28 protein-coding genes, 1 pseudogene and 1 other annotated feature are annotated in these 22,918 nt (G+C 61.8%); of the genes and pseudogenes, 12 read left to right on the top strand and 17 right to left on the bottom strand.

The window, feature by feature from the left end:
• Window positions 1-178: 178 nt before the first annotated feature.
• The 10 genes from WFR25_RS22355 to WFR25_RS22310 form a co-directional block, all read right to left on the bottom strand.
• Entirely contained in the window at window positions 179-874 is a 696-nt protein-coding gene (locus WFR25_RS22355; protein WP_336973800.1) for a lytic transglycosylase domain-containing protein, read from the bottom strand.
• A complete protein-coding gene (locus WFR25_RS22350; RefSeq protein ID WP_336973797.1) occupies window positions 871-1,416 on the bottom strand; it encodes a S26 family signal peptidase in 546 nt (181 codons plus the stop codon). The genes WFR25_RS22355 and WFR25_RS22350 overlap by 4 nt, the downstream gene beginning before the upstream one ends.
• Complete coding sequence (locus WFR25_RS22345; RefSeq protein WP_336973794.1) at window positions 1,413-1,922, bottom strand: DUF2840 domain-containing protein; 510 nt, start codon at window positions 1,920-1,922, stop codon at window positions 1,413-1,415. The genes WFR25_RS22350 and WFR25_RS22345 overlap by 4 nt, the downstream gene beginning before the upstream one ends.
• Window positions 1,919-2,167 carry a ribbon-helix-helix protein gene (locus WFR25_RS22340; protein WP_336973793.1) on the bottom strand — a complete coding sequence of 83 codons (249 nt, stop codon included), beginning with the start codon at window positions 2,165-2,167 and terminating at the stop codon, window positions 1,919-1,921. Before WFR25_RS22340 ends, WFR25_RS22345 begins: the two co-directional genes overlap by 4 nt.
• The gene (parA, locus tag WFR25_RS22335) at window positions 2,164-2,802 is read right to left on the bottom strand and encodes a ParA family partition ATPase (protein WP_336973791.1); all 639 of its coding nucleotides are present in this window, start codon (window positions 2,800-2,802) and stop codon (window positions 2,164-2,166) included. The genes WFR25_RS22340 and parA overlap by 4 nt, the downstream gene beginning before the upstream one ends.
• Window positions 2,803-3,004: 202 nt before the next feature.
• Window positions 3,005-3,868 (bottom strand): replication initiator protein A, encoded by an 864-nt coding sequence (locus tag WFR25_RS22330; RefSeq protein ID WP_336975003.1) that lies wholly within the window; start codon window positions 3,866-3,868, stop codon window positions 3,005-3,007.
• 4 nt (window positions 3,869-3,872) lie between these two features.
• Window positions 3,873-4,142, bottom strand: a complete 270-nt coding sequence (locus tag WFR25_RS22325) for a helix-turn-helix transcriptional regulator (protein WP_336966688.1) — start codon at window positions 4,140-4,142, stop codon at window positions 3,873-3,875.
• 156 nt (window positions 4,143-4,298) lie between these two features.
• Complete coding sequence (locus WFR25_RS22320; RefSeq protein WP_336973790.1) at window positions 4,299-4,700, bottom strand: DNA -binding domain-containing protein; 402 nt, start codon at window positions 4,698-4,700, stop codon at window positions 4,299-4,301.
• 142 nt (window positions 4,701-4,842) lie between these two features.
• Entirely contained in the window at window positions 4,843-5,028 is a 186-nt protein-coding gene (locus WFR25_RS22315; RefSeq protein WP_336973789.1) for a transcriptional regulator domain-containing protein, read from the bottom strand.
• A gap of 152 nt (window positions 5,029-5,180) precedes the next feature.
• Window positions 5,181-5,477: a DUF736 domain-containing protein gene (locus tag WFR25_RS22310; RefSeq protein WP_336966693.1), complete on the bottom strand. Its 297-nt coding sequence runs from the start codon at window positions 5,475-5,477 to the stop codon at window positions 5,181-5,183.
• An 833-nt stretch (window positions 5,478-6,310) separates the two neighbouring features.
• Between WFR25_RS22310 and WFR25_RS22305 the strand changes: the two genes are divergently transcribed.
• From WFR25_RS22305 to WFR25_RS22280, 6 genes are all read left to right on the top strand, one after another.
• A protein-coding gene (locus tag WFR25_RS22305) for an IS3 family transposase (protein ID WP_336967452.1) occupies window positions 6,311-7,674 on the top strand; the annotation gives its coding sequence in 2 pieces (ribosomal slippage) (window positions 6,311-6,658 and window positions 6,661-7,674; 1,362 coding nt in all).
• A 113-nt stretch (window positions 7,675-7,787) separates the two neighbouring features.
• Window positions 7,788-8,558, top strand: a complete 771-nt coding sequence (locus WFR25_RS22300; RefSeq protein WP_336973787.1) for an OmpA family protein — start codon at window positions 7,788-7,790, stop codon at window positions 8,556-8,558.
• Window positions 8,559-8,732: 174 nt separating this feature from the next.
• A complete protein-coding gene (locus WFR25_RS22295) occupies window positions 8,733-9,662 on the top strand; it encodes an alpha/beta hydrolase (RefSeq protein ID WP_336973785.1) in 930 nt (309 codons plus the stop codon).
• Window positions 9,659-9,961: a putative quinol monooxygenase gene (locus tag WFR25_RS22290; RefSeq protein WP_336973783.1), complete on the top strand. Its 303-nt coding sequence runs from the start codon at window positions 9,659-9,661 to the stop codon at window positions 9,959-9,961. Before WFR25_RS22295 ends, WFR25_RS22290 begins: the two co-directional genes overlap by 4 nt.
• A gap of 82 nt (window positions 9,962-10,043) precedes the next feature.
• Window positions 10,044-11,324, top strand: coding sequence for a cation:proton antiporter (locus tag WFR25_RS22285; RefSeq protein ID WP_336973781.1), 1,281 nt, complete (start codon window positions 10,044-10,046; stop codon window positions 11,322-11,324).
• Entirely contained in the window at window positions 11,321-12,730 is a 1,410-nt protein-coding gene (locus tag WFR25_RS22280; RefSeq protein ID WP_336973780.1) for a DUF2254 domain-containing protein, read from the top strand. Before WFR25_RS22285 ends, WFR25_RS22280 begins: the two co-directional genes overlap by 4 nt.
• A 3-nt stretch (window positions 12,731-12,733) precedes the next feature.
• Here WFR25_RS22280 and WFR25_RS22275 read toward each other — a convergent pair whose 3' ends face one another.
• Both WFR25_RS22275 and WFR25_RS22270 read right to left on the bottom strand, forming a co-directional pair.
• A complete protein-coding gene (locus WFR25_RS22275) occupies window positions 12,734-13,375 on the bottom strand; it encodes a DUF1109 domain-containing protein (protein WP_336973779.1) in 642 nt (213 codons plus the stop codon).
• Window positions 13,372-13,908 (bottom strand): sigma-70 family RNA polymerase sigma factor, encoded by a 537-nt coding sequence (locus tag WFR25_RS22270; RefSeq protein ID WP_336973778.1) that lies wholly within the window; start codon window positions 13,906-13,908, stop codon window positions 13,372-13,374. Before WFR25_RS22270 ends, WFR25_RS22275 begins: the two co-directional genes overlap by 4 nt.
• A gap of 218 nt (window positions 13,909-14,126) precedes the next feature.
• Here WFR25_RS22270 and WFR25_RS22265 point away from each other — a divergent pair, with 218 nt between their 5' ends.
• The 5 genes from WFR25_RS22265 (at window position 14,127) to msrB (WFR25_RS22245) (ending at window position 17,370) form a co-directional block, all read left to right on the top strand.
• The gene (locus WFR25_RS22265; RefSeq protein ID WP_336973776.1) at window positions 14,127-14,867 is read left to right on the top strand and encodes a DUF1223 domain-containing protein; all 741 of its coding nucleotides are present in this window, start codon (window positions 14,127-14,129) and stop codon (window positions 14,865-14,867) included.
• Window positions 14,868-14,936: 69 nt separating this feature from the next.
• The gene (locus WFR25_RS22260; RefSeq protein ID WP_336973774.1) at window positions 14,937-15,209 is read left to right on the top strand and encodes a hypothetical protein; all 273 of its coding nucleotides are present in this window, start codon (window positions 14,937-14,939) and stop codon (window positions 15,207-15,209) included.
• A gap of 70 nt (window positions 15,210-15,279) precedes the next feature.
• Window positions 15,280-16,098 (top strand): cytochrome b/b6 domain-containing protein, encoded by an 819-nt coding sequence (locus WFR25_RS22255; RefSeq protein ID WP_336973772.1) that lies wholly within the window; start codon window positions 15,280-15,282, stop codon window positions 16,096-16,098.
• Complete coding sequence (locus WFR25_RS22250) at window positions 16,095-16,856, top strand: molybdopterin-binding protein (RefSeq protein WP_336973770.1); 762 nt, start codon at window positions 16,095-16,097, stop codon at window positions 16,854-16,856. The genes WFR25_RS22255 and WFR25_RS22250 overlap by 4 nt, the downstream gene beginning before the upstream one ends.
• Before the next feature lie 58 nt (window positions 16,857-16,914).
• Entirely contained in the window at window positions 16,915-17,370 is a 456-nt protein-coding gene (gene msrB / locus WFR25_RS22245; protein ID WP_336973768.1) for a peptide-methionine (R)-S-oxide reductase MsrB, read from the top strand.
• Window positions 17,371-17,385: 15 nt separating this feature from the next.
• Here msrB (WFR25_RS22245) and WFR25_RS22240 read toward each other — a convergent pair whose 3' ends face one another.
• Together WFR25_RS22240 and msrA are read right to left on the bottom strand one after the other, a co-directional pair.
• Window positions 17,386-17,907, bottom strand: a complete 522-nt coding sequence (locus tag WFR25_RS22240; protein ID WP_336973767.1) for a DUF1993 domain-containing protein — start codon at window positions 17,905-17,907, stop codon at window positions 17,386-17,388.
• Between the two features lie 77 nt (window positions 17,908-17,984).
• Complete coding sequence (gene msrA, locus WFR25_RS22235) at window positions 17,985-18,653, bottom strand: peptide-methionine (S)-S-oxide reductase MsrA (RefSeq protein WP_336973766.1); 669 nt, start codon at window positions 18,651-18,653, stop codon at window positions 17,985-17,987.
• A 110-nt stretch (window positions 18,654-18,763) separates the two neighbouring features.
• On the opposite strand from msrA, the pseudogene msrB (WFR25_RS22230) reads away from it, so the two are divergent.
• Window positions 18,764-19,272 (top strand): annotated as a pseudogene (msrB, locus tag WFR25_RS22230) (peptide-methionine (R)-S-oxide reductase MsrB).
• Window positions 19,273-19,345: 73 nt separating this feature from the next.
• On the opposite strand, the gene WFR25_RS22225 reads toward msrB (WFR25_RS22230), so the two are convergent.
• The 3 genes from WFR25_RS22225 to WFR25_RS22215 form a co-directional block, all read right to left on the bottom strand.
• Window positions 19,346-20,662, bottom strand: a complete 1,317-nt coding sequence (locus tag WFR25_RS22225) for a type II toxin-antitoxin system HipA family toxin (RefSeq protein ID WP_336973765.1) — start codon at window positions 20,660-20,662, stop codon at window positions 19,346-19,348.
• Entirely contained in the window at window positions 20,652-20,987 is a 336-nt protein-coding gene (locus tag WFR25_RS22220; protein WP_336973763.1) for a helix-turn-helix transcriptional regulator, read from the bottom strand. The genes WFR25_RS22225 and WFR25_RS22220 overlap by 11 nt, the downstream gene beginning before the upstream one ends.
• A gap of 287 nt (window positions 20,988-21,274) precedes the next feature.
• Window positions 21,275-22,756 (bottom strand): SulP family inorganic anion transporter, encoded by a 1,482-nt coding sequence (locus tag WFR25_RS22215; RefSeq protein ID WP_336975002.1) that lies wholly within the window; start codon window positions 22,754-22,756, stop codon window positions 21,275-21,277.
• A 71-nt stretch (window positions 22,757-22,827) separates the two neighbouring features.
• Window positions 22,828-22,883, bottom strand: a sequence feature (sul1 is cis-regulatory element that is thought to sense ions involved in sulfur or methionine metabolism; They are found in Alphaproteobacteria).
• Window positions 22,884-22,918 lie beyond the last annotated feature (35 nt).

The raw sequence follows: 22,918 nt of genomic DNA, 5'->3' as shown, positions 1-22,918 counted from the left end.
GATGCAGGATTCCCGCCCAAAATGACCGTTGCCAGTCCCCGATCCGTTGAAAAAAGGGCAGAAGTTGATGCGAGCGCCGTCGCGGCCATTGCAGTGCCGCCCGTTAAAATGCCCCAAAACCAACCACATGAGCCCAGGCAGACGGCGGGCCTTTTATCTCGCCATCCCCAAAAACCCTTCACGGCCTATGCTCCGTGCGGGCGACGAAAAGGGAAGACGCCGCGCCGGGTGCGCGAGATGGGACCAAGGGTAGGTCTGTGTCGGACCGTGCCTCGATGACAGATGCTCCGACGTTTCCGCGCGCGGGAAACAGCTTCGCCTCCATCCATGGGATGGCAGGCGGGCGGGTGGGATCGGACGGCGAAGCGGCAGGTTCGGCACCGATAAATGGCAGGAGTCGGCGCAGATAGGTCTGCGTTTCGCGGGGGAGCGGCCTGCCATCTCGTAAATAGGTTTCGTATCGGCCAGGCCCGGCATTATAGGCTGCCAGCATGCCGCTTGCGCCGTAGCGATCATACATGTCGCGCAGATAGGCAGCGCCCGCGATGATATTGTCGCGTGGATCGAACGGGTCGGTTCCCAGCGCGTGGCGAGCGCGAAGCTCGTTCCAGGTCGGGGGCATGATCTGCATCAGGCCGATCGCTCCCGCATGCGACATCGCTCCGACATTTCCGCCGCTCTCCTGCTGCAGGACGGCCCATATCCAATGTTCAGGAAGCCCGAACCGGCGGGCAGCCTCAGCGACATGGGCCGCATAGCTGTGCGGGACTGCGGACCGGAGCGGCTGCGCGCTGACTGCATTGTCGTTGCACGCCCATTGCAGAATCGCAGCAGCCAGCATGGCGTACCAGAAGCGCCGCCTGCTGCCGCTCATGGCCGCCATCCCTGCCAGGCGAGCGACGCCCCCGGATGCGCGCGCGTAAGCAGCGGCGTCACCGTCCCTATCACCCTGGGCGCGGGTGTCGGGCCGAAATAGCGGCCATCGAGACTGTCGTCGACGCGCGCATTGAGAAGAAGGACTTCACCTGCACCGATCGTTCGGCAACCCCTCCATTGCGGCAAAGGGCGACCAACCCGGTCGCGGGGACGTGCGCGTGCGACGGGCCGACCGTCGATGGAGATGGTCGCGCCGGCCCTGCAGATCCTTTGCCCTGTAGTTGCCGCCACCGGCTTGATCAGCGGGACGCCGAGCGGGACATAATGGCGGCGGGCAAGCCATTGACCCAGCGTCGGTTCGGGCATCGACAGGACGAGGTCGCCGATCGCGCCGGTGCGTCCGGGCGACACGCGATACAGGCCGATCGGTGCGCTTGGCGTCGCATTCCAGGCGACACGCGGCGCGGGATCGATACAGGCGACGATCAGCGCCGATGTTCCAGCCACGAATGTCGCGACGATATAGCGACGCCGCGTCATCGTTCGATCTCCCGGCGCAGTTCGAACGCGCGATGGCGCTGCATCGAATAGGGACGCGGATCATATCCCGCCGCGATCCGGTTGTGGACGTGGCGCCAGTGATCGGGCGCGGCGGCAACGGGATCGATACCGACGGCTTCCACGCCGTCGATCGCGCGCAGGACCTTGTCGACCTTGGGCCAACCCTCGATGCTGAGCAATATCTCGCCGCCCGGGCGCACGAAGGGCATGGTCGAATAGGCCTCGCCTGCCGCGACGCTCCGCGCGATGTCGATCCGTGAGCGGACGGTGCCATGGTCGTTCGAGGCCCAGCGTACGAGCGCGAAGTGGCTGCCGGGCAGCAGCGTGAGGACGCGTGTCCGGCGGCTGAGGATTTGCTCACCCACAGGATCGCCGAAGCGCAGCCAATGTTCGAGTCGCCCCTCAATCCATATCAGCTCGACAAAAGTCCGGTCCGCGAAGACGGGGTGGCGAGATGGGGTCTGCTGAAAGCCTGAACGGGTCATGGTTGCTCCTTTCCTGTGTCGGGGAAATGCCGGTCGATGAGCGCTCGCATGAGGTCTGCGGCGGTCTTGTTCTGCGCTATCGCCGCCAGCTTCAGCCGCTGGCGCATTGCGGGCGTGACATCGATGGTGAGCCGCGCGCTGAAGGCAGCGACGGACATGGGCGGCGCAGTCGGCCCCGCATTGATCCACCGCTCGGCGGCACCGGGCCGTGTGGCAAAGCCGTGAGCGGAAGCGGGCTTCCTCATCGCGTGATCGCCATGATCTCGGCGGCCAGCCGGGCGATATCGCACGCTGCCGGGCCGCCGGGATCGGCTTCGCTGGCAAGACTCCCCTGCGCCATCACCTGCGCAAAGAGGACACGTTGGGCGATCCCGGTGGTGAGCGGCGCGGGCTGCCGATCCGCCAGAGCCGCGCGGGCACGCCGCGCGATCAGCGTGCGGGGATCGCAGCGATTGAGGACGAAGCGCGCGTCCAGGCTCGGATGGAAGCCGCGCGCCTCGGCGACGAGCGATACGATTTCCGCAGAGGCCCAGCCGTCGAGCGCCGAAGGCTGCACCGGGATGAGCGCGAGATCCGCCGCGATCAGCGCCGAGCGCATCAGCGCTGCGACGCGGGGTGGGCCGTCGATGATGACATGATCGACGCTGGCAGCCTGTTCGCGCGCCTCGATATGCAAGGTCTCGCGCGACAGGCCGATGACACCGAACAGACGTTGATGGCCCTCGGCTGCCCGCTGCTCCGCCCAGTCGAGGGCGGACCCCTGCGGATCGGCGTCGATCAGGCAGATGCGCATACCCTGCCGCGCCCATTGTCCGGCAAGATGCAAAGCAAGCGTCGTCTTGCCTGCGCCGCCCTTCTGATTGACCAGCGCGAGGATCATCGCGCCGCTCCGCCGCGAGTGCGCGCGCCTTGCCGCGTTCGCCTGCGGGTTAGAAAATATCCGTAGGATTCTCTATTAGCATTGTTAAGGGGCCAGGAATCGTCGCGAAACTGCGGCGTTGCGGGGCAAAACGGTTCCCGATCGGCCGGGTTTGCGGTTCCCGATCGGCCGGATTGAGGGGTTCCCGATAGGCCGGCTTTTCTCATCGTTTTTCTCCCCGGCCATGGCGCACGCGCCGAAGCGCCCGATCGAAGGGATCGTCGGGAAGAGGCTGGAAAAGCAGCATGTCCTTGCCCGCCACGGTCTGGAGCGACAGCACATAGCCCGGAAGCGATTGGGCGCTTACGATCGCCCTCAGTTTGAAGGCGAAGCGCTTGCGGGGAATGAGCATGCCGGACTTGAGATGAAGATGGCCGACCTCGAAGCTCCAGCCATTGACCTGGCGGCCGCCATGCTTGCGCACGAGGCGATAGAGCCAGCGCTCCATGCCGCCGGTCAGCGCGAAATAGGAGCGGTCGATGGTGAGGATCAGCGCGCGATCGAGGATGCCCGCATAGAACCAGTCGGGCAGAATGAGTTCGATGCCGCGCGCACGGCCCTGACCGTCCAGATGCTCCTTCCATTCGTTGATCCAGGAGAATCGGTGTCGCCGACGTTCGCTGGGTTGCCGGATCGATGTCGCGACCGTGGTCGATTGCAGCCGGTCGAGCGCCGCCTTGAGCCGGTCATAATGGTCCCCGCCGGTTCCCCGCCCGATGAAGCGGAGCAGTTCGTGCGGTTTGGCCTGCATCAGCCGGGACGTTCCGCGGCCCGCGTCGCGGGCTTCGACGATTTGACTGGCCGCCCAGATCAATATGTCGGCGTCCCAGATCGTCGCCATGCCATGTTCGTGCGTGGCTTCGACCTCGATCCAGACCTCGCCCATGCGGAAACGGATCGGCGCGACCCTCTTGCTCTTGGCGAGGCTGAAGAAAGGCCAGGACATGAGATCCTGGGCGTCGCGCGGAGCGATATCGCCCCGCACCGCGCGAAACAGATCCAACTGTCTGTCGGTCGCGGTCGCCATAGCGTCAGCGCCGGACCGGGGCGCTGCCGTCGCGCCGCTTTGCCGGATAGACGGTGCCATGCCCCGGGTCCGACGTCGACCGGCGGGTGCCGATCGCGGCCCAGGCATCGAGATCGACCAGCGCGTAGACGATGCGACCGCCCAGTTTGCGAAAGACAGGGCCGGTGCCGAAGCAACGGTGCTTTTCGAGCGTGCGCGGCGACAGGCCAAGATGAAGGGCGGCGTCGGGCGTCCTGAGATAGCGCGGCGCAACGACCGCAAGCTCGCTTTCCATGTCGGGTCTCCAGCTTCGAGGACCGGCGCGCTGGCCAGCCATGGGGTGTCGCCGACCAGAATGGCGCAGCCCGTCGCAGGGGCCGGAGTGGTGAAATGCGGGCTTAGAAATTGTCACCCCGCGCGAGCTGGGCGATCCGCATGGAATGAGGCTGGTTCAGCCGACGGCGAGGAGATCGCGATAGCCGCCGTCGCGCAGGCGCTGGGCTTCCATGACCAGCCGATGCGTGCCGCGGCGTTCGCTCGACGTCTTGAATTCCGCTGCCGATAGCGGAGGCAGGGCGGGATAGGCGAGGCGGGAAAGCTCACGCAGCGAGGCGCCCGCCGCCCTGGCGTCGAGCAGGGCCAGGAGGAGCGTAAGGCGGGCGGCCTGAAAGGACGAGAGCGGCGGGTCGGACGCGCCGATCTCATCGCCGCCTGCAAGCCAGGGCTGCGCTTGGCGTGTCGCCGTTAGACGCGCTTCGAACGCAGTATCGAGTGGGAGATGAAAAGCGGGCGGGGATCGGGTGGCGCGCCTGCGGATCCACAGGCGATAGGTCTGGTGCCCGGTGCGCGCCACGATATGCCGGCCATCCGGGGCCGATCGGCAAAAAGGCCGTCCGGCAGAGAGGCTCGGGAGCGAAAAACCGGTGTCTGCGTCGATGATGACGACGGCCCCGGTGGCAGACGGCAACCAGTAAGCGGGGGCCAGGCTTGGCGCTCTATCGGGATCGAAGGGGAAAGCGCAGGCCCCATAACCGGGCAAAGTCCTCCTGTCCCTGTCGGGTCGCTGTCTTGAGAGCCGCGTAGCCGCGCCGGTAGGCGGGCGAGCGCGCGAGAAAGAGCTGCGCATAGTCGCAGCGGTCGAGCGATGCATCGTTCCAGGCGGTGTCTGCGGCCTTCGCCATCCTTCGCGCATCGCTCCTTTCGCGACGGCCAGACTGGCGGTGTGGCAGATGGGCGGAAGGCCCGATATCGAGATGACGCTATCCCCGTTCATGGACAAGCCTGGCCGTCGAGACGCGAACGGCACCCCGCATTTGCGGGGTGCCGGAGCTGCTCAGCGCGACCAGATGAGATTGTAGGTCTCGCCGTCCTCGGCTGCGACGAGGCTCGCGTAGATCGGGGCGGGAAAGCTCGGATCGTCCAGCTTGCAGCTCATATAGTCCGAGCCGGCGGCCGATGTCTTCGCCCATGCCGCGCCGAATTCGGCGGCACCCTGGAACAGCCGGAAGTCGGGCGCCTTGTCATTCTCCTTCACGCTGGGGCGGAAGGTGGTTTTGACGTTGAGGGTCAGCGTCTTGATCGTGCCTGCGAAACCGTCCGTGGTCTTGGTGAAGGTGCCGATGATGGCCATGTCAGATACTCCTGTTTTCGAACCCGCGCCTGTCGCGGTCTCGATGGGAATGACAGGACCGGGGCGACCGGCGGCGCACCTGAAAGGCCGCAGCATAGCGGAGGACCGGCCGGGCGGGGCTATTTTGCCTCGCGATGCAAAGCCGACGTGTCGGCGGCGGAAAATAGTCCCGCCCTGCCGGTTGCGTTCCGCCGGTCGAGGCGAAGCCGGTTCCGGTCAGACAGCCCATCGAACGCAGGCCGCAGCAGCGGATGAGGACAGGAGGCGCAGGAAATTGCGAGGGAGGCATCTCGACCCGAACCACGAAGGCGGCCACGAGATCGATGCAGGCGTCCAAACCGCCCGGCTCGGTGCGTATAGAAGTGGGAGCGACATGCCTGGCTGCCGCTCCAGCGTGCCGTGTTCGGCTGCGCGAGCGTGCATTCGCCCCAGGTCATAGCGTGCAAACCGACGCCGATCCCGCCATCCACATGGCACAGCGAGCGCGCCGGTTCGGCGCTGTCCGGCGTATCTCCACGCAAATGCTGCATGCATGCAGTGCCCGCTGCCATTTCGCTTCGGATCGTCGCAATGCGCCTGGTTTTGCGTAACTGGTCTTCGCTATCGCAAGATCGCCCGCGCTACGCCATTTCGAACCATCTTCCGAGATGGTACAGGATCATGCCGGATGGACAGGGCGCGACCCTGCGATGCAGCGTATCGATATGGCCTTGCCCTTACGTTCTTCATTTGTTCTAATGCTGCACATTGTCCGCCGTCAGCACCAATGGCACAGATTTGAGGTTGTAAATTAAGGAGGGTTTGGGCTTCGTCGTAGTGACGAAGGAACGAAGATGAAGCCCAAACCCTCCTTGAAAAATTCGCCGACAAAGGCCCCTGCTGAGCGTGTTGTGAAGGATATCCGGCGGCAGACCCGGCGCCATTTCTCAGCCGAAGACAAGATCCGTATTGTGCTGGACGGTCTGCGCGGCGAGGACAGCATCGCCGAGTTGTGCCGCAAGGAAGGCATTGCCCAAAGCCTGTATTACACCTGGTCGAAGGAGTTCATGGAAGCGGGCAAGCGGCGCCTGGCCGGTGACACCGCCCGTGCTGCGACCACTGGCGAGGTGCAGGATCTGCGCCGCGAGGCCCGTGCCCTGAAGGAATGCGTGGCCGACCTGACGCTGGAAAACCGCCTGCTTAAAAAAAGCATGATCGCGGATGGGGGCGACGACGAATGAGGTATCCCGCATCCGAAAAGCTCGAGATCATCCGGATCGTCGAGCAGTCGCACCTGCCCGCCAAGCACACGCTGGACAAACTCGGCATCCCCCGCCGGACGTTCTACCGCTGGTACGATCGCTTCGTCGAAGGCGGGCCGGAGGCGCTGGAAGATCGGCCATCGGCGCCGAGTCGGGTGTGGAACCGCATCGGCGACGATATCCAGGGCCAGATCGTCGAGATGGCGCTGGATTACAGCGAGCTGTCACCGCGCGAACTGGCGGTGCGCTTCACCGACGAGAAGCGCTACTTCGTGTCGGAGGCCACCGTTTACCGCCTGTTGAAGGCCCACGATCTGATTACCAGTCCGGCCTATGTGGTGATCAAGGCCGCCGATCGCTTCCATACCCAGACCACGCGTCCGAACGAGATGTGGCAGACCGATTTTACCTACTTCAAGATCATCGGGTGGGGCTGGATGTACCTGTCGACCGTGCTCGACGACTTCTCGCGCTACATTATCGCCTGGAAACTGTGCACCAACATGCGCGCCGAGGATGTCACCGACACGCTGGACCTGGCCCTTAAGGCTTCCGGCTGCGACAGCGCCACCGTGCTGCACAAGCCCAGGCTGCTCAGCGATAACGGCCCCAGCTACATCGCGGGCGAACTGGCGGAATACATCGATGCCCAGAAGATGAGCCATGTACGCGGCGCTCCGATGCACCCCCAGACCCAAGGCAAGATCGAGCGCTGGCACCAAACCCTGAAAAACCGCATCCTGCTGGAAAACTACTTCCTGCCCGGCGACCTTGAGGCCCAGATCGAGGCCTTCGTCGAGCATTACAACAACCAGCGTTACCACGAGAGCCTGAACAACGTGACGCCCGCCGACGCCTACCTCGGCAGGGCTCCCGCCATCATCAAACAGCGCGAAAGGATCAAGCGAAAGACCATCGAATATCGGCGCTTGCAACACCGCAGGCTCGCCGCTTAACATCAACCCCAAGACGAGGCCCGCACTCCGCTAATTTACGACGCGACGTGTGCCAAATGTTCTGACGACGGACACCCCTCGCCATATCGCTCAGTCACATCGCCAGCGAAGCGGTGGCGGTCAGCCAGATCCGCTCCTTTCTCTCCGGTCGCTTCGGCGCTGAGGCAAGGGTCACGCAGTTGGACGTCGATTTCGACCGGACACCATTGGCCGTGCGCACAGTTGTGATCGCGCCGCGATCGCGCGCGGAGAGCAATGCGCTGCTTCAGACCGATCTCAGCGATCGTCTCGGCCGCCCCGTGGCGCTGCGGGTCGACCAGGTTCTGCTCGATCCCGGGGCCGGCGCGGTTGAAGCGCAGCGCGCCGAATTGCGACAGGCCAATGATGCCGTAGCAAGAGATATCGGCAAGGCGAATGGCGTGGCTGGCCTGGTGGCGCTCGCGGCCGGAGTCGCGCCCGATGCGGTAACCATCGACCGCGATCATCAGCGGGTGACGGCGACCGCCGCCATTTTGCCAGGCGCGGAGCTTGCGACCTATGGTGCCCTAGAACGGCGTACCGCGAATTCCATCGAGGGGTGGCAAGTCGCCCTCGTGCCTCCGATCTCGCAGCTACCGGTCATCAGCTTTGCGGACAATATCGACACGCTGGATGCGCCGGCCCGTGAGGCTGTGCTGCTGTCTGCCTGGGCTGCCAGGCGCTGGAATAGTCCCCAACTGACTGTGCCTGGTTTCCAGTCCGAAATGCCGGAAAAGCCGGTTCTTTCCCAGCGTCGGGCGCTGGCCATTGCCGCTTTGCTCAAGCAACAAGGGATAACAGCTATCGCGGCTCCGCCGGCCGGTCAGAGCTTCCGGCTGGCAGTCACAAACCAGATGGATCGCTAGGCTATCGTCGCGTCCCATTACCCAACCCGCCTCGAGATATTTTCTTGAGCGTCATGATCCTACGCGATCTCCTGTGCGTTTCTGTCGGAAATCCGGTCTTGTTCTGAAGGAGGTGGGCATGATGAAAGTTACAACCGTTATCCTGGCAAGCCTGGACATCGGTGCGGGAAAGACGTGACCGCTTCGAAGCGCGGGCTTCTCCGCCGCCATCCCTTTATCGTCGGGTCACTCGCTATCCTGCTGGCGCTGGGTGTTGCCGCAAGCCTGACGTCGCCGCCGATGCTGCTCAGCATCCTGGATGGCGTCATGGGCGGCGGGCTGGGCGTCGAACGGGTAGGGCAGGGCATCGCCTTCGGCACCCACGGCCAGCGACTGGACGTCTGGCGGGCAACGCAGCGCGGAAAGCAGCCTCTGCCCGTCCTCATCTTCTGGTATGGCGGTGGCTGGGTGAAGGGCACGCGTGAGGCCTATGCCTTTGCAGCCCGAGCCTATGCGAAGCAGGGCTTTGTCGTAGTCGTTGCTGACTATCGCAAGGTGCCGGCGGTCCGCTTCCCCGCATTTCTGGAAGATGGCGCGCAGGCGGTTCGGTGGACCCGCGACCATATCGCTGGCTTGGACGGCGATGCTGGCCGTATCGCCGTGGCCGGGCATTCGGCCGGCGCCTATACCGTCGCAATGCTAACGCTCGACCAGCGATGGCTTCGCGCCGAGGGCGTCGATCCCGGCATCATCAGGGCAGCTGTGGGTCTATGTGGCCCATATGATTTCTATCCATTTACCGACAAACGGGCGATCGACGCCATGCAGGGCGCACCCGATCCGCAGATGACGCAGCCCATTCATTTCGCGCGCGCTGACGCCGCGCCCATGCTGCTCATCTCTGCCGGTGATGATGTCCAGGTTAAAGCGCACAATGCAAACAATCTGACGGCCCGTCTTACAGAGCTGCATGGACGGGCCGCGCATATCGATTATCCGGGGCTCAGCCATAAAAATGTCGCGATGGCCCTGTCCGTGCCTTTCAGAGGCAAGGCGCCCGTGCTTGCGGACAGTGTCCGTTTCCTGCGCACAACGCTCGCACGGATTGAAGGAGACGAGGAATGACGGACGATCTTTATGTGGTGGCGATCCTCACCAGCAAACCCGACAAGGCGGATGCATTGCGCGACCTGCTGATACCCGCGACCGAAGCATTCCGGCAGGAGGATGGGTGCAGGGCCTATAGCCTGCACGAAGACATCAAACGTCCGGGCCGCTTCATGACCTATGAAGTCTGGCGCGATGAGGCGGCGCTGGCGGCGCATATGGAATCGCCTACGATGAAGGCGGCGACGCCAGAATTAGGAGCGATCCTCGAAGGCGAGATGGAACAGCATCTCCTCGGCACGCTGCTTCAGCTTTAACGATGAACCCGGTGATCATGTCGCGTCGCAATGGTGAACGCTCTGAGCAGATAGCCTGTCCCGCATATTGGACAGACCAGCCTTGAGCGGGGGCGGATTGGCGCTCACGCCGTTCGATGCTGCCGCGATCTTGATCGTCCTGGCTGCGGTGCTGGGCTATCTGAACTATCGCTTTTTGAAATTGCCATCCTCGATAGGCCTGACCGTCATGGGCGCGGTTGCGTCGCTGATGGTGGTTGGAATCGACCGGCTCATGCCGGGTTCCGATTTCAGCCACGACATCGTAACCTTCATCGCCGGGATCGATTTCCACACGACCCTGATGGACGGGATGCTGTCCTTCCTGCTGTTTGCCGGCGCGCTGCACGTCGACTGGCGCGAGATGCATCGGGGACGCTGGCCAATCCTGATCCTCAGCACCCTTGGTGTGGCGCTCTCGACATTGCTCGTCGGTGGCGGCTTCATGCTGTTGGCGGGCTGGCTCGGTCTGGCTGTCCCTGCCATCTGGTGCTTCATATTCGGGGCGCTCATCAGTCCGACCGACCCGGTATCTGTGATGGGTGTCCTCAAGAAAGTCAGTGTGTCCCCGACACTGGAGGCGACCGTCGCTGGCGAAAGCCTGTTCAACGATGGTGTCGGCGTGGTCATCTTCACGATCCTGCTCTCCGCCGCGCTATCTGGCGAGCCGCTCACGATAAGCCATGGCGCATCGCTCTTCGCGGTCGAGGCAGGTGGGGGTATAGCTCTGGGATTGGCGATAGGCTGGATCGCTTTCCTGATGATGCGCTCCATCGATGACTATAAGGTCGAGGTGCTGATCAGCCTTGCGGTCGTGATGGGCGGCTATGCGATTGCACATCCGCTCCATGTCAGCGGCCCGGTGGCAATGGCGGTGGCAGGTCTCATCATCGGCAATGCCGGCGTCGCACACGCGATGAGCGACGTGACACGCGATTATCTCCATAAATTTTGGGATCTGATCGACGATATCCTAAACACGGTGCTGTTCCTGTTGATCGGCCTGGAGGTCGTGACCATACCGGGCGACATGCGGCTGGTTGTCCTCGGCGTGGCTGCGATCCCGCTCGCCCTGCTGTCGCGATCGGTGTCTGTGGTATTGCCGCTGCGTGTGATCCGCCCCCTCCATGACTATGGCAGGGTTGCGCCGGTGACGCTTATCTGGGGCGGTCTGCGGGGCGGCATTTCTATCGCGCTGGCACTTGGCCTGCCGGACAGCCCGGCGCGGTCCGTAGTGCTGGCGGCAACCTATATCGTGGTGCTGTTTTCGGTCATCGTGCAGGGCGGAACCATCAAGCTGGTGCTTGAAAAGCTGACAGCGCAACCAACGGAAAAGACGTCATGAAGGCACGCCTGCTCCGCATCGCCGACCAGTTGCGGGAAAGCTACTGGTTCTTGCCGACGATCATGGCTCTGGGGGCGCTGCTGCTGGCGCTGGCGATGATCTATATCGACAGCCATTTCGGCAGCGAGTGGATGGATGGATTGCCATGGCTCTACGCTGCCCGGCCTGATGGCGCGCGCAGCTTGCTCTCGTCGATCGGCGGATCGATGATTGGCGTTGCGGGCACCACCTTCTCGGTTACGATCGCGGCGGTCGTTTATGCGTCGGGCCAATATGGGCCGCGATTGCTCAGCAACTTCATGTCCGATCGCGGCAATCAGGTCACGCTTGGCACCTTCATCGCCACCTTCCTCTATTCCATGATCATCCTGCGCACTATCCGGTCGCCGGGTGAGAGCGGCGCGGACGTTGGCGCGTTCGTTCCGCAGCTGGCGGTGCTGGTCGCGGTGATCCTGGTGCTCTGCTCGATCGCAGTGCTGATCTTCTTCATCCATCACGTCCCCATGCGCATCCACATCAATAGCGTGATCGAGCAAATCGGCGAGCGCTTGATCACCGAGATCGACAACCGCTTTCCTCTCTTCGTCGGCAAACCGCTGGAGGAAGCGCAGGATGACCCACGCATCCCGCCCGCCTTCCGCCCCGACGCATCGGTGAAAGCCTATGAGCGGCAAGCGGCCGTTCGCTCCAGGGACACCGGCTACATCCAGTTGATCGATGAGGATGGCCTGATCCAGACGGCGGCGAAGCACGATCTGGTCATCCGTCTTCAATATCAGTCGGGCGATTTCGTCCATCATGGCAGCGTGCTGGCAGAGGCATGGCCCGGTGAACATGTGGACGAGGATGTGGCAAAGGCGCTGCGACGCGCGTTCGCCATAGGATCGCGTCGCACTGCGTTGCAGGATTTGCGCTTCCTGATCGACGAACTGGTCGAGATCGCGGCGCGGGCGCTATCGCCGGGTGTAAACGATCCCTTCACCGCCAATAGCTGCCTGGACTGGCTGGGAGCGGCCCTGTCGGATCTGGCGCGCCGCGACCTGCCATCGCGCCTGCGCGCCGATAATGACGACGCCTTGCGCGTGATCGCGCATCCGATGACTTTCGCCGGTTTCATCGACCGGGCATTCGGCGCGCTCGCCCAATATGCGAGCGCCGACATGATCGCGGGCAAGCGCTTCCTCAACGCCATCGGCGATGTGGCGCTGAGTTGCGACGATCCCGGTCGGATTGCCACGCTAAGGCTCCAGGTCGAGGCGTTCAGGGAACTGGCCAAACACTCGCTGACCGGCATTAATCTCTCGGCGGTTCAGGATCGCGCTGACCAACTGCTGCGCGCCCTGGCGGAACCCGATTATCAGCGGCGGTTGCGTGACAGTCCGGCGTGGCTTGGCGGAACAGCCTGACAGCTACCAGCGCAGCAGGCGCGGACCGAGTAACGCACCGATGCCTGCAGCGAACAGGATGCCCATCGTATACCACGTCAATACGAACACCGCCGATACCTCCGGGCAATGAAGGCAGTAGAGGGTTGCGGCCCAGGCCCCCGCCGACAGGCCAGCGGCAGCTCCTGCCGCGCGTAACCGGGTCGGGGCGAGGCGCCTGAACGACCAGAGCAAACCGCCGAAGATCGGCGCCGACAGCATCAGCACCAGCCAGGGACATTTCTTCCAAGTATCTCCCAGCCACATCGCGAACCAGTCCCCAGGTGGGACATGCGCCATTTCGGCCATGCTGACGGCTGCCAGAAGCGCGAATGGAAGGACGATCGGCCAGAATCCGGTTAACCTCACAGGCTCAGGTCTTGCCAGGCGCGCGACCATGATGATGGAGCCGATGCCCAGCGAGATAGTGTAAGCCCATTTCATCCAGAAGGTAAAACCCTGCATGGCCAGGCCAAGGTCGGTGCGCAAACCCAGGACGACGGCAATCAGCAGCAGCGTGACGACAGCGCCGCCCAGCATCCCGAACGTCAGCCGTCGTTCCAGCGCATGGCGCGGGGTGGGCTTCAGGTCACGGGTCATGGATTCGATGAGGGATTCGGTATTCATCGACGTTCCCCCATGATGCGGGCAGCCAGAGCCTTCAAGCCCCGGTGGATCGATACCTTCACATCGGATTCGCCAAAGCCGGTCTCGCGCGCGGTGTCTGCGACGCTATGGCCGTCGATGCGGGTTTTGCGGATCAGCAGGGACTGCTTGTCGGGCAATTCTGCGAGGAGCTGATCGATGTCCATGCGTGCGTTTGCGGCGTCCTCGAAACTCTCCGAGGCGAGAATATCCTCCAAATCGTCTATCGAGCAGGTCTGCCGTGCACGCCGGAACTGGTCGATCATTTTGTAGCGCGCGACAGCGAAGAGCCACGCCTTGAACGCACGGTTCCTATCGAAGCTCATGCGGCGGGTATGAACGGCGATCAGGGTTTCCTGCACAAGATCCTCGATGGCATGGCCGTCACGGATGGTACGGCGGTAAAAATCACGCAGGAGCGGGACAAGCGCGTGCAGCAGCCTGGCATGCGACGATGCGTTACCATCGAGGCCTTCCACCATCCATGTCTTGAGCTGGTCTTCACTTGCCCGCATGCACGCTCCTGAAAACGCATTCGCGCGAAACGCGGCAATCGTTACACATGGTCGCATTTTTCGGCATCGGCCCGCTAGACCGCCGCCATCATCCAGTAGCGCTCCTGCGGCTCGCGCGCATTTTATTTTTGCGGCTGTAACCAGACTCGCGTCGGCGACGAACCCGGATTGTCAGCCCGATTCTCGTGCCAGGCGTTCAAACCAGAGGCGGTCCCGCGATGCCGAACCATCGATCACGATCCTTTGCGCTGTGCATGGTTTCCGCTGCGAGCCTTGTCGCCGCATGTGGCGTTGCGCTGGCGCTCCCATCGGACGAGGTGGGTGTTGGGTCGGGCTCCGCGCAACAACCGGTTGTTGTCGAACTGTTCCAAAGTCAGGGCTGCTCGTCCTGCCCGCCGGCCAATGCCTATTTGAACGCGATAGCCGATCGCCCCGACGTTCTCGCCTTGTCCTTTGCCGTCACCTATTGGGACCGGCTGGGCTGGAAGGACACGTTCGGTTCTCCTCGATTTACCGCGCGACAGCAGGATTATGCCGCTGCGGGCCGGGGGCAAGTCGCTACCCCTGAAATCATCGTCAATGGCAGCCATGCCGTGGTCGGGGCTGACAAGCCCGCATTCGATGCGGCTATCGCCAAGGCCGGCGCGCCACGCGGCGGTCCGGCGATTATGGTCGATGGCACGTCGGTCCGCATTGGCGCGGGAGCGGCAGGCAAGGCCGCGACCGTCTGGCTGGTCCGCTATGATCCCAAATCGCGCGACGTTCCGATCCGGGCCGGCGAGAATGGCGGGCGCACGCTGCCGCATCGCGACATCGTGCGCGAACTGGCCAAGCTTGGCGACTGGTCCGGGTCATCGACTTCCTTTCCGCTTCCACCAGCACGTGAACGCGGTCTGTCGACCGCCATACTGGTCCAGCGTGGCGCAGGCGGTCCCATCATCGCCGCCCGAAAACTCTAACCACTACCCGTGGCCGACGGTGTCGCGGTCCGGTCCCCCTAAACGACGCCAAATCAAGGAGAAGACCCCATGCGTATCCTCACCCTTATAGCGATTTCTGCCATGTCTATTGCCGCCGCCACACCTGCCCTAGCACAGGACGCGATGATGAAAGGCGGCATGAAGTCCGACAAAATGATGAAGATGTCGGCCGCAGACACCAGGAAGATGCAATCCTGTCAGGCGATGTCGCACGATATGATGATGAAGAATGCCGGCTGCAAGAAGATTATGAAGATGCATCCCGACATGATGAAGGGCGATGCCATGATGAAGTCCGACAAGATGATGCCGGGCCACTGATGCATCATGCTTTGACGGGTGCGGCATATGGTCGCGCCCGTCCCCAGTCCTACAACGCAGGATACCGGCCATGTCCGATCCCGATCGTTCCGTGCCAGAGGGCAGCGATCTCATCTACCTGCAGCGGCGACCGGTCCGCCTGTGGCATTGGCTCAACGCCTTTAGCGTCATTGTCATGCTGATGAGCGGCCTGATGATCTTCAACGCCCATCCCATGCTCTACTGGGGGCAATATGGAGCGAACCAGGACCCCCCCTGGCTGGTGATCGGCGCCAACGAGGGAGCAGGATTTCTCAAGATTGGTGGAGTGACCATCCCTACCACCGGCGTGCTCGGCATTTCCGGTGACAATGAATTGGCTTTTCCCGCGCTGGTCACGATCCCGTCGAGCTATGATCTGGCGGCTGCTCGCCAGTGGCATTTTGCCTTCGCGTGGCTGCTTGTCGTTCCCGGTCTCTTATTCTGGATCTGGGGTCTGGCGAGTCGGCACGTCCAGCGCGACCTCGCCCCTACAGGGCAGGAACTGCGCCCACGGCACATCTGGCAGGACGTCAAGAACCATGCCCGTCTGCGTTTCCCCAGGGGCGAGGCAGCGCGGCGCTATAATATTCTCCAGAAACTCAGCTATGTCGGCGTGATCTTCGGGTTGCTGCCGACAATGGTACTGACCGGCCTTACCATGTCGCCCGGCATGAATGCCGCCTGGCCGTGGCTGCTCGATCTGTTCGGCGGGCGCCAGTCGGCGCGCTCGGTCCACTTCATCTGCGCCAGCCTGCTCGTCGCCTTCATCATCGTCCATCTTATGATGGTCGTGCTCGCCGGCCCGGTGAACGAACTGCGCTCGATGATCACCGGTTGGTACCGATTGCCCCGGGAGAAAGCGCGATGACGATCCTGACACGGCGCAAGCTGATCGGATCGATCGGTGTTGGGGCTGGCAGTCTGCTGCTGGCGGGTTGCGATCGGATCGTTGCGTCGCCGACGGTCAGGCAAGTCTTGGGCGCAGGCGAAGGACTAACCCGTCGGGCACAGCGACTCGTGACCGATCGACATGCGCTAGCGCGCGAATTTTCGCCGTCCGACATGTCCCCCAGTTTTCGCGTGAACGGCAACAGCATGCCGACAAGTGAGGCGTACCAGGCCCATGCGGTGCAGCGCTTTGTCGACTGGCGGCTTGTCGTCGATGGCCTTGTGCGACGCCCGCTGGCTCTATCGCTCGCGCAAATTCGGGCCATGCCGACGCGGACCCAGATCACCCGCCATGATTGTGTCGAGGGCTGGAGCGCGATCGGCAAATGGAGCGGGTTGCCGCTAAAGCTGCTGATGGACGGGGCTGGTCCCTTGCCGGCAGCGCGTTACGCCGTCTTCCATTGTGCGGACGATTTCGATGGTGAACCCTATTATGAGAGCATCGACCTGATCGATGTCTATCATCCACAGACGATCCTAGCCTGGGGCATGAACGACGAATTATTAAGTGTCGGTCATGGGGCACCACTCCGCCTGCGCGTCGAGCGGCAGCTCGGCTACAAGCAGGCGAAATATGTCATGCGGGTCGAGTTGGTCGACGACCTCGCCAAAGTCGGTTCGGGCAAGGGCGGCTATTGGGAGGATTCGGCCGACTATCAATGGTATGCCGGGATTTAGGCCAAGGTAGCGAAGGCCTTTCCGGCACACCATATATAGCATCCGATGGAGGTATATCATGGCAGACTATCGCAAGACCGATGAAGCTATCGCCGCGCTAACGCCCGAACAACATCGCGTCACGCAGCAAAGCGGCACCGAACGACCCGGCACAGGCAAATATGAGAAGCACAAGGAGCCGGGCATCTATGTCGATATCGTCTCAGGCGAGCCCCTTTTTGCCTCGTCCGACAAATATGAGTCGGGTTGCGGTTGGCCGAGTTTCACCAAGCCGATCGAACCGGCCAATGTCGCTGAACTGAAGGACGGCTCGCTCGGCATGGTCCGTACCGAGGTAAGGTCCGCTCATGGCGACAGTCATTTGGGTCATGTCTTCACCGATGGTCCGCGGGACCGGGGCGGCCTGCGCTATTGCATCAACTCGGCCTCGCTGCGCTTCGTCCACCGCGACGATATGGAGGCGCAGGACTATGGTGCCTATCTGCCGCAAGTAGAGGATATATCCTGTCCATGAGATGGCGCTTGTCCGTCAGAGCTTCTTGCGCACTCGCCCGTTGAAGTCGTGTTTGCCGATCTCCAGCCCCTTCATCCGCAGGATGTCATACGCCGTCGTCGCGTGAAAATAGAAATTGGGCTGGGAGAAGGAGAGGAGGAAATCTTCCGCCAGAAAATCGATATGATTATCGCCGAAGGTGAAGCGCATATCGCGGCCTATGAAACTTTCCACCTCATCGGGATCCATCCCTTTCAGGCTGGCGATAGTCTCGGCTACCCGATTACGAAGTGCGTCGAAGCTTGCCGGCGGTGGGGCGATGTCGGGCGAGAAGCTGCCCCTTCGCACCCCCTCGATCGCACCGATCGAATGCACCGCCGTCGATTTCACCTGGTAGGCGAAGGGCTGCATGTCAGGAGCCAGCCGGGCGTCGATCAGTGCGTCGGGCAACAAGTTATTTGCAGCGCAATAGGCTTCTGCCTTGCCGACGAGGCGTTCGACGGAGCTGAGTATCTGCAAATAGGACGGAATCGTCGCCGCATAGAGGGTGAACGCCATGTCTAGCTCCCATATTTTCGGCATGAGTAGCGACTGGGCGCGCTTTCGACCAGACTCATACTTGAGCTATCCTCGCCTTACGCTTTCCAGTTTTTGGGAAACAAGCGCTTGAGCGCCTCGACCTTGGGTTGATCGTTATGGACGATATAGGGATAGGTCGGGTTGCGGGCCATGAAATCCTGATGATAGGCCTCGGCCGGAAAGAAGGCCTGACCGTTCTCGATCCGCGTCGCGATCGGTCGGCTGTAGACATGCGCGGCGGTCAACTGGTCGATATAGGCGCGCGCGACCTTCTGCTGCGCGGGGGTCGTCGGGAACAGGGCAGAGCGATATTGCGTGCCTGTATCTGGTCCTTGCCGATTAACCAGAGTGGGATCGGCCACGACGGAAAAATAGATACGCAAGAGATCGGCATAGTTCACCTGATCGGGATCGAAGACCACCCGGACCGATTCAGCATGTCCCGTCGTTCCGGACGAGACCATTTCATAATCCGCCGTCGACGCCTTGCCGCCGGCATAGCCCGACGTCGCGCTGATCACGCCCTTCACATGGGAGAAGATGCCCTCGACACCCCAGAAGCAGCCACCGGCGAATATCGCAGTTTCCTTGAGGCCGGTGGCCGGTTCGGTCACAGCAGCGGCCGGCGCCATAACGACCTGCTCGGTCGCAAGCCCGGGACTCATCGCGGCGAGCAGAGCACCTCCAGCAAGAAGCGCAGCGGCGAAGGGCGTAAAGCGGGGCATGATCGATACTCCTTAGGTTCTTTCCATCTATACGGTTGACGCGGTCGGCTGGTTACACGCCGTGACGGCAAGTTCTGTAACCGATCGCGGGGCTGGCGCGTATTTACGATATGACACAGCTCTCCGCTTCCGACCGCCGTCATTTTCTTGCCCTGTGCAGCACCGCCGCGCTTGGCGCCGTCGCATGGCGCCTGGTAGATACAGGATCATCGCCCGCAAGCGCTGCAACAACGGCCATGTTCAATCTCACCGACGCCGATGGCGAAAACGCCTGTCGCCGCAGGCCTACACCGTGTTGCGCCAGGCCGGTACCGAACGTCCCTATTCGAGTCCGCTCAACGACGAGCATCGCAAGGGCCGGTTCGTCTGTGCCGGCTGCGCGCTGCCGCTTTTTGCATCCGCTACCAAGTTCGATAGTGGAACCGGATGGCCGAGCTTTTACGACCACCTGCCGCGCGCAGTCGCGACGGAGACCGATCACAATCTCTTGATGACGCGGACGGAGGTGCATTGTGCGCGCTGCGCTGGACATCTGGGCCACGTCTTCAAGGACGGGCCCAAGCCAACCGGGCTGCGCTACTGCATGAACGGGGTCGCGTTACGCTTTATAAGTAGTTGATCGTGGCCCATGCGCTTGCGCGGATACCGGCTTTTACGGATATTGGCTTTTCCATGTCTGCCGCAACCCGCGCTCAAAGCTGCGGCGCGCCATCGGCATAGCCTTCGAAAGCATAGTCATTGAGGAACTGGCGTCGCCATAGATATCCGCGATCTACCCTACTCAACTCGGCTTCGTCGCAAATGTCGCCCCATAATTGGGTGATCGAAGTGACCTGATGGTTGATCAGATCGCGGGCATCCCGGTCACTCAACAGGAAGTTTGACGCCGACAATCGGCAGCTTTCCACAAGGCTGCGCTTATCCTCGCCATTCACCAACATCGCCTGATTGGCCTCCCGGCCGTTACGTGGCTGCGGGCATATGTCGTATGCCTTTGTCAGCGTGAGGTTGGCGCCATCCCAGAAAGCGGCATGGTTGCGGGCATGGTCATCGGTGTTGCCCGTCAGCACGTTGAAGACCAGGCGCCCGAACAGTTCGCGCAGCGTCGCTTGCGGATCGGTAAAACGCGTGCGCACCATTTCGGCCAGATCGACATAGCTGGCATAGCGTGCCTGCATTTCCCCCAGCCCGAACATGGTCAGGGCAGAGACCATTGCGCGGCGTGTCCAGCCAGTACCGTTCCATTCGCGGTCGAAGCGGCGAACGAGCAGGACGTCCTTGCCACTTGCCCTCGCCAGGCGGACTGGCGCGACGTCCAGCCCTACCTCTGCCGCCAGGCGCATGGCAACAAACTCGGCCTTCACGACGGCCATGGTATCGTTTGTCGCCGAGAATTTGGCGATGAACTTGTCCTCGCCGTCCTGGATCAAGGCTTTGGGACGTGCGCCGCCGATGGAACTCCCATGGAACAGCGCGTTGTCGAGAGTCTGGGGGATGGGCTCGCCCCTCTCAACCCGTTCGGCCGCTTCCAGCAGTTCCTCGAGCGCCGCATTGTCCTGCTCACGAGGCTGATACCGATCGGCTGACGTCTGGAAATCGAGCGCGCCAATGCGGTCGGAGCCCGAATTGAGCATGTAGGTCAGTTCGTCGAACTCGACATTGTGCGCTGCGTTGCTGCGAAGGCCGGTTAGACGATTGATGATGATTCGACGCCCCCATGCGTCCGGAGCGCCGTCTCGCAAGCAGCCGGCTATATCCAGCGGGGTTTGCGGGATGATCCTGCCACGCTGGAGAGGCAACTCCGGTGCATAGATTGGCATAGCGTCGGCACGTTCAAGATAAGAACGACCATAGTTGAAGGTATAAACATCTCCGTTCAATTCGATCCGCCCGGCGATGATGGGTTCAAGCGACCCCGGTAGCCATATCCACACGAATGCTTCGGTGGCTGGCAGGATAGGACCTTGAGCGGCAACCGCAGTGACAGGCCGAGGGCGATCAGAAGTCATCTTTCACCTCCGAGCGCGGATGCCGAACCGCCTGCGGGAGGAGTGCCAGCTTGTCGTTGACCCTCGAAATCTCGGGAGCGAGCCGCGAAGGTTCGTCAACGAATAACGGCACGCCCACTAGAGTCGCGGCCTCAAATACCAGCCCGATTTCTACTTTGGGATGACCCTTCTCAATGAGCTGTAGCGTGCTGCGCGCGATGCCGATCCGGGCTGAAAGGTCAGCTTCCGACATCTTGCGCTGTTTGCGCCCAAGACGAATGAGTCCACCCATCATGGTCAGCGCTTCGCGCGTCACGCGAGAATATGTGCGGGTATGCGCGTTCATATTGGCCTCAATGCTTGTTATAGCGGTCATTAACTAGCTTGAGGACCGCCATAACGGTCAATATCACGCAGGGAATTAACAATCAATAGAATGACCGCGAGGTCGGGCATAAAAGCCATTCGTGACTGTTATGTCGGTCAATTGAATCTGGTTGACGTTGACCCGGGAAAGCGTTGGCCTCGCTAGGTCAGGAGGCATGATATTGCACCACAGCAGTATGGGGCTTGTAACGGAAGTGTGCCGGTCACCTTCCTGACTCTACCGACATCATAGGCGGAGGCGTACCATTAGGCTGTGGCCTCTCGAACGAGCGGCGCGTGCCGGTCGACTAGGATCGCACTGGCTTGGTTAAGACCGATCAATTCCACGCTCATCCCATGTCGGCGCATCTTTGTAACGACGTTTTCCAAAGCGCCGACAGCCGTAACATCCCAGAGATGCGCCGCCGTGAGGTCGATCCGGATCTTTTGCGCCGTATCGCGCAGATCAAACTGGTCAGCAAAAATCTCTGCGCTGGCGAAGAAAATTTGACCAGACACGATGTATGTTCTCGTACTGGTTCGCGGATCGAGTTCCTCCTTGACGCGCATCAATTTTGTCACCTTGAAAGCGAAGAACACGCTACTGAGCAGCACGCCAACGGCAACGCCTGCGGACAGGTCGTGCGTGGCGACAGTCACCGCCACCGTGGCCAACATAACCACGCCGGATACCTTCGGATGTCGTGCAAGGTCAGATAGCGATCCCCAAGAGAATGTGCTGATGGAAACCATGATCATGATCGCGACGAGCGCCGCGACTGGTACTTGAGCGATCCATGAACGCAGCGGAACCATGACGACCAGCAGGAAAACGCCAGCGACGAGGGTCGAAAGACGTCCTCGGCCGCCATACCGCACATTGCCAACGGTTTGCCCGATCATGCCGCAACCCGCGATGCCTCCGAAAAGACCGGCAGCAACATTTGCGAGGCCCAAGCCCGTACATTCCTGTGCCTTCGAGCTGGTCGTTTCAGTGAGTTCATCAACCACGCTCGCGGTCATCATCGATTCCAGCAAGCCAACTGCTGCCATTGCGAAAGCGTAAGGTGCCACAATCCAGAAAGCTTCAAGATTGAGCGGAAAGTCGGGAACATGGAATGAGGGAAGTGACGCGGGCAAACGACCCAAATCAGAGACAGTATGGATCGGCATTGGGTAAGCGATGCTGATTAGCGTCAGGACAACGATGCAGATAAGCGGCGAGGGGATGGCCGTCGTTAGGCGAGGCAGCAGATAGATTATTCCGAGACCCGAAACGATCATCGCATAGGTGTGCCAGGTTACGCCAAGCATTTGCGGCACCTGCGCAGAAAAAATGAGGATCGCCAAGGCGTTTACAAAGCCCGTTCGGACGGAGCGCGAAACAAAACGTAGAAGGACGTCTAGCTTAAGCAGGCCAAAGACGATCTGAAGGACGCCCGCCAAAAGGGTCGCGACAAGAAGATATTGAAGGCCGTGGCTATGAACTAAGGCTGCTACAACGAGTGCGACCGAGCCAGCAGCGCCCGAGATCATCGCCGGTCGGCCTCCAGCAAAAGCAATGACAATGCCGATCACGAAGGAGGCGAAAAGGCCAACCTCAGGATCAATGCCAGCGACGAAGGAAAAGGCGATCACCTCCGGAATGAGCGCGAAAGTGCCGACCATGCCGGCCAACATATCGCGACGAGCGCCGATGGCATCGTTGAGCCATTCAGCACGGTACCGAGCTAAGGACGTGATGTTCATAAATGGATTATTCCGCAAAAATCGCAGCTGCGCCGCCGTTGAATAGCGGCATGATATTTGGGTGCGAAGTGCGTTGTCCGGCGGATCGGCGGCCGGAATAGCCACCCGGAATTGCACCGGGTCCATGCGATTGCCGCCCCACTAGCTGCAAATTTGTCGCAG

The organism is Sphingobium aromaticiconvertens (genome assembly GCF_037154075.1).
Taxonomy (GTDB): domain Bacteria; phylum Pseudomonadota; class Alphaproteobacteria; order Sphingomonadales; family Sphingomonadaceae; genus Sphingobium; species Sphingobium aromaticiconvertens.
Note: the sequence above shows the minus strand (reverse complement) of the source record. Positions and strands in the feature narration are given on the sequence as shown.

Excerpts from the sequence above, each read along its gene's own strand:
- WFR25_RS22315 (WP_336973789.1), bottom strand. The coding sequence starts at position 5,028 with ATGGCGAAGGCCGCAGACACCGCCTGGAACGATGCATCGCTCGACCGC.
- WFR25_RS22255 (WP_336973772.1), top strand. The coding sequence starts at position 15,280 with ATGTCCGATCCCGATCGTTCCGTGCCAGAGGGCAGCGATCTCATCTAC.
- WFR25_RS22240 (WP_336973767.1), bottom strand. The coding sequence starts at position 17,907 with ATGGCGTTCACCCTCTATGCGGCGACGATTCCGTCCTATTTGCAGATA.
- WFR25_RS22265 (WP_336973776.1), top strand. The coding sequence starts at position 14,127 with ATGCCGAACCATCGATCACGATCCTTTGCGCTGTGCATGGTTTCCGCT.
- WFR25_RS22330 (WP_336975003.1), bottom strand. The coding sequence starts at position 3,868 with ATGGCGACCGCGACCGACAGACAGTTGGATCTGTTTCGCGCGGTGCGG.
- WFR25_RS22340 (WP_336973793.1), bottom strand. The coding sequence starts at position 2,167 with ATGAGGAAGCCCGCTTCCGCTCACGGCTTTGCCACACGGCCCGGTGCC.
- WFR25_RS22325 (WP_336966688.1), bottom strand. The coding sequence starts at position 4,142 with ATGGAAAGCGAGCTTGCGGTCGTTGCGCCGCGCTATCTCAGGACGCCC.
- WFR25_RS22250 (WP_336973770.1), top strand. The coding sequence starts at position 16,095 with ATGACGATCCTGACACGGCGCAAGCTGATCGGATCGATCGGTGTTGGG.
- WFR25_RS22280 (WP_336973780.1), top strand. The coding sequence starts at position 11,321 with ATGAAGGCACGCCTGCTCCGCATCGCCGACCAGTTGCGGGAAAGCTAC.
- WFR25_RS22350 (WP_336973797.1), bottom strand. The coding sequence starts at position 1,416 with ATGACGCGGCGTCGCTATATCGTCGCGACATTCGTGGCTGGAACATCG.
- WFR25_RS22215 (WP_336975002.1), bottom strand. The coding sequence starts at position 22,756 with ATGAACATCACGTCCTTAGCTCGGTACCGTGCTGAATGGCTCAACGAT.
- msrA (WP_336973766.1), bottom strand. The coding sequence starts at position 18,653 with ATGCCCCGCTTTACGCCCTTCGCCGCTGCGCTTCTTGCTGGAGGTGCT.
- WFR25_RS22310 (WP_336966693.1), bottom strand. The coding sequence starts at position 5,477 with ATGGCCATCATCGGCACCTTCACCAAGACCACGGACGGTTTCGCAGGC.
- WFR25_RS22345 (WP_336973794.1), bottom strand. The coding sequence starts at position 1,922 with ATGACCCGTTCAGGCTTTCAGCAGACCCCATCTCGCCACCCCGTCTTC.
- WFR25_RS22260 (WP_336973774.1), top strand. The coding sequence starts at position 14,937 with ATGCGTATCCTCACCCTTATAGCGATTTCTGCCATGTCTATTGCCGCC.
- WFR25_RS22220 (WP_336973763.1), bottom strand. The coding sequence starts at position 20,987 with ATGAACGCGCATACCCGCACATATTCTCGCGTGACGCGCGAAGCGCTG.
- parA (WP_336973791.1), bottom strand. The coding sequence starts at position 2,802 with ATGATCCTCGCGCTGGTCAATCAGAAGGGCGGCGCAGGCAAGACGACG.
- WFR25_RS22355 (WP_336973800.1), bottom strand. The coding sequence starts at position 874 with ATGAGCGGCAGCAGGCGGCGCTTCTGGTACGCCATGCTGGCTGCTGCG.
- WFR25_RS22290 (WP_336973783.1), top strand. The coding sequence starts at position 9,659 with ATGACGGACGATCTTTATGTGGTGGCGATCCTCACCAGCAAACCCGAC.
- msrB (WP_336973768.1), top strand. The coding sequence starts at position 16,915 with ATGGCAGACTATCGCAAGACCGATGAAGCTATCGCCGCGCTAACGCCC.
- WFR25_RS22270 (WP_336973778.1), bottom strand. The coding sequence starts at position 13,908 with ATGCGGGCAAGTGAAGACCAGCTCAAGACATGGATGGTGGAAGGCCTC.
- WFR25_RS22225 (WP_336973765.1), bottom strand. The coding sequence starts at position 20,662 with ATGACTTCTGATCGCCCTCGGCCTGTCACTGCGGTTGCCGCTCAAGGT.
- WFR25_RS22275 (WP_336973779.1), bottom strand. The coding sequence starts at position 13,375 with ATGAATACCGAATCCCTCATCGAATCCATGACCCGTGACCTGAAGCCC.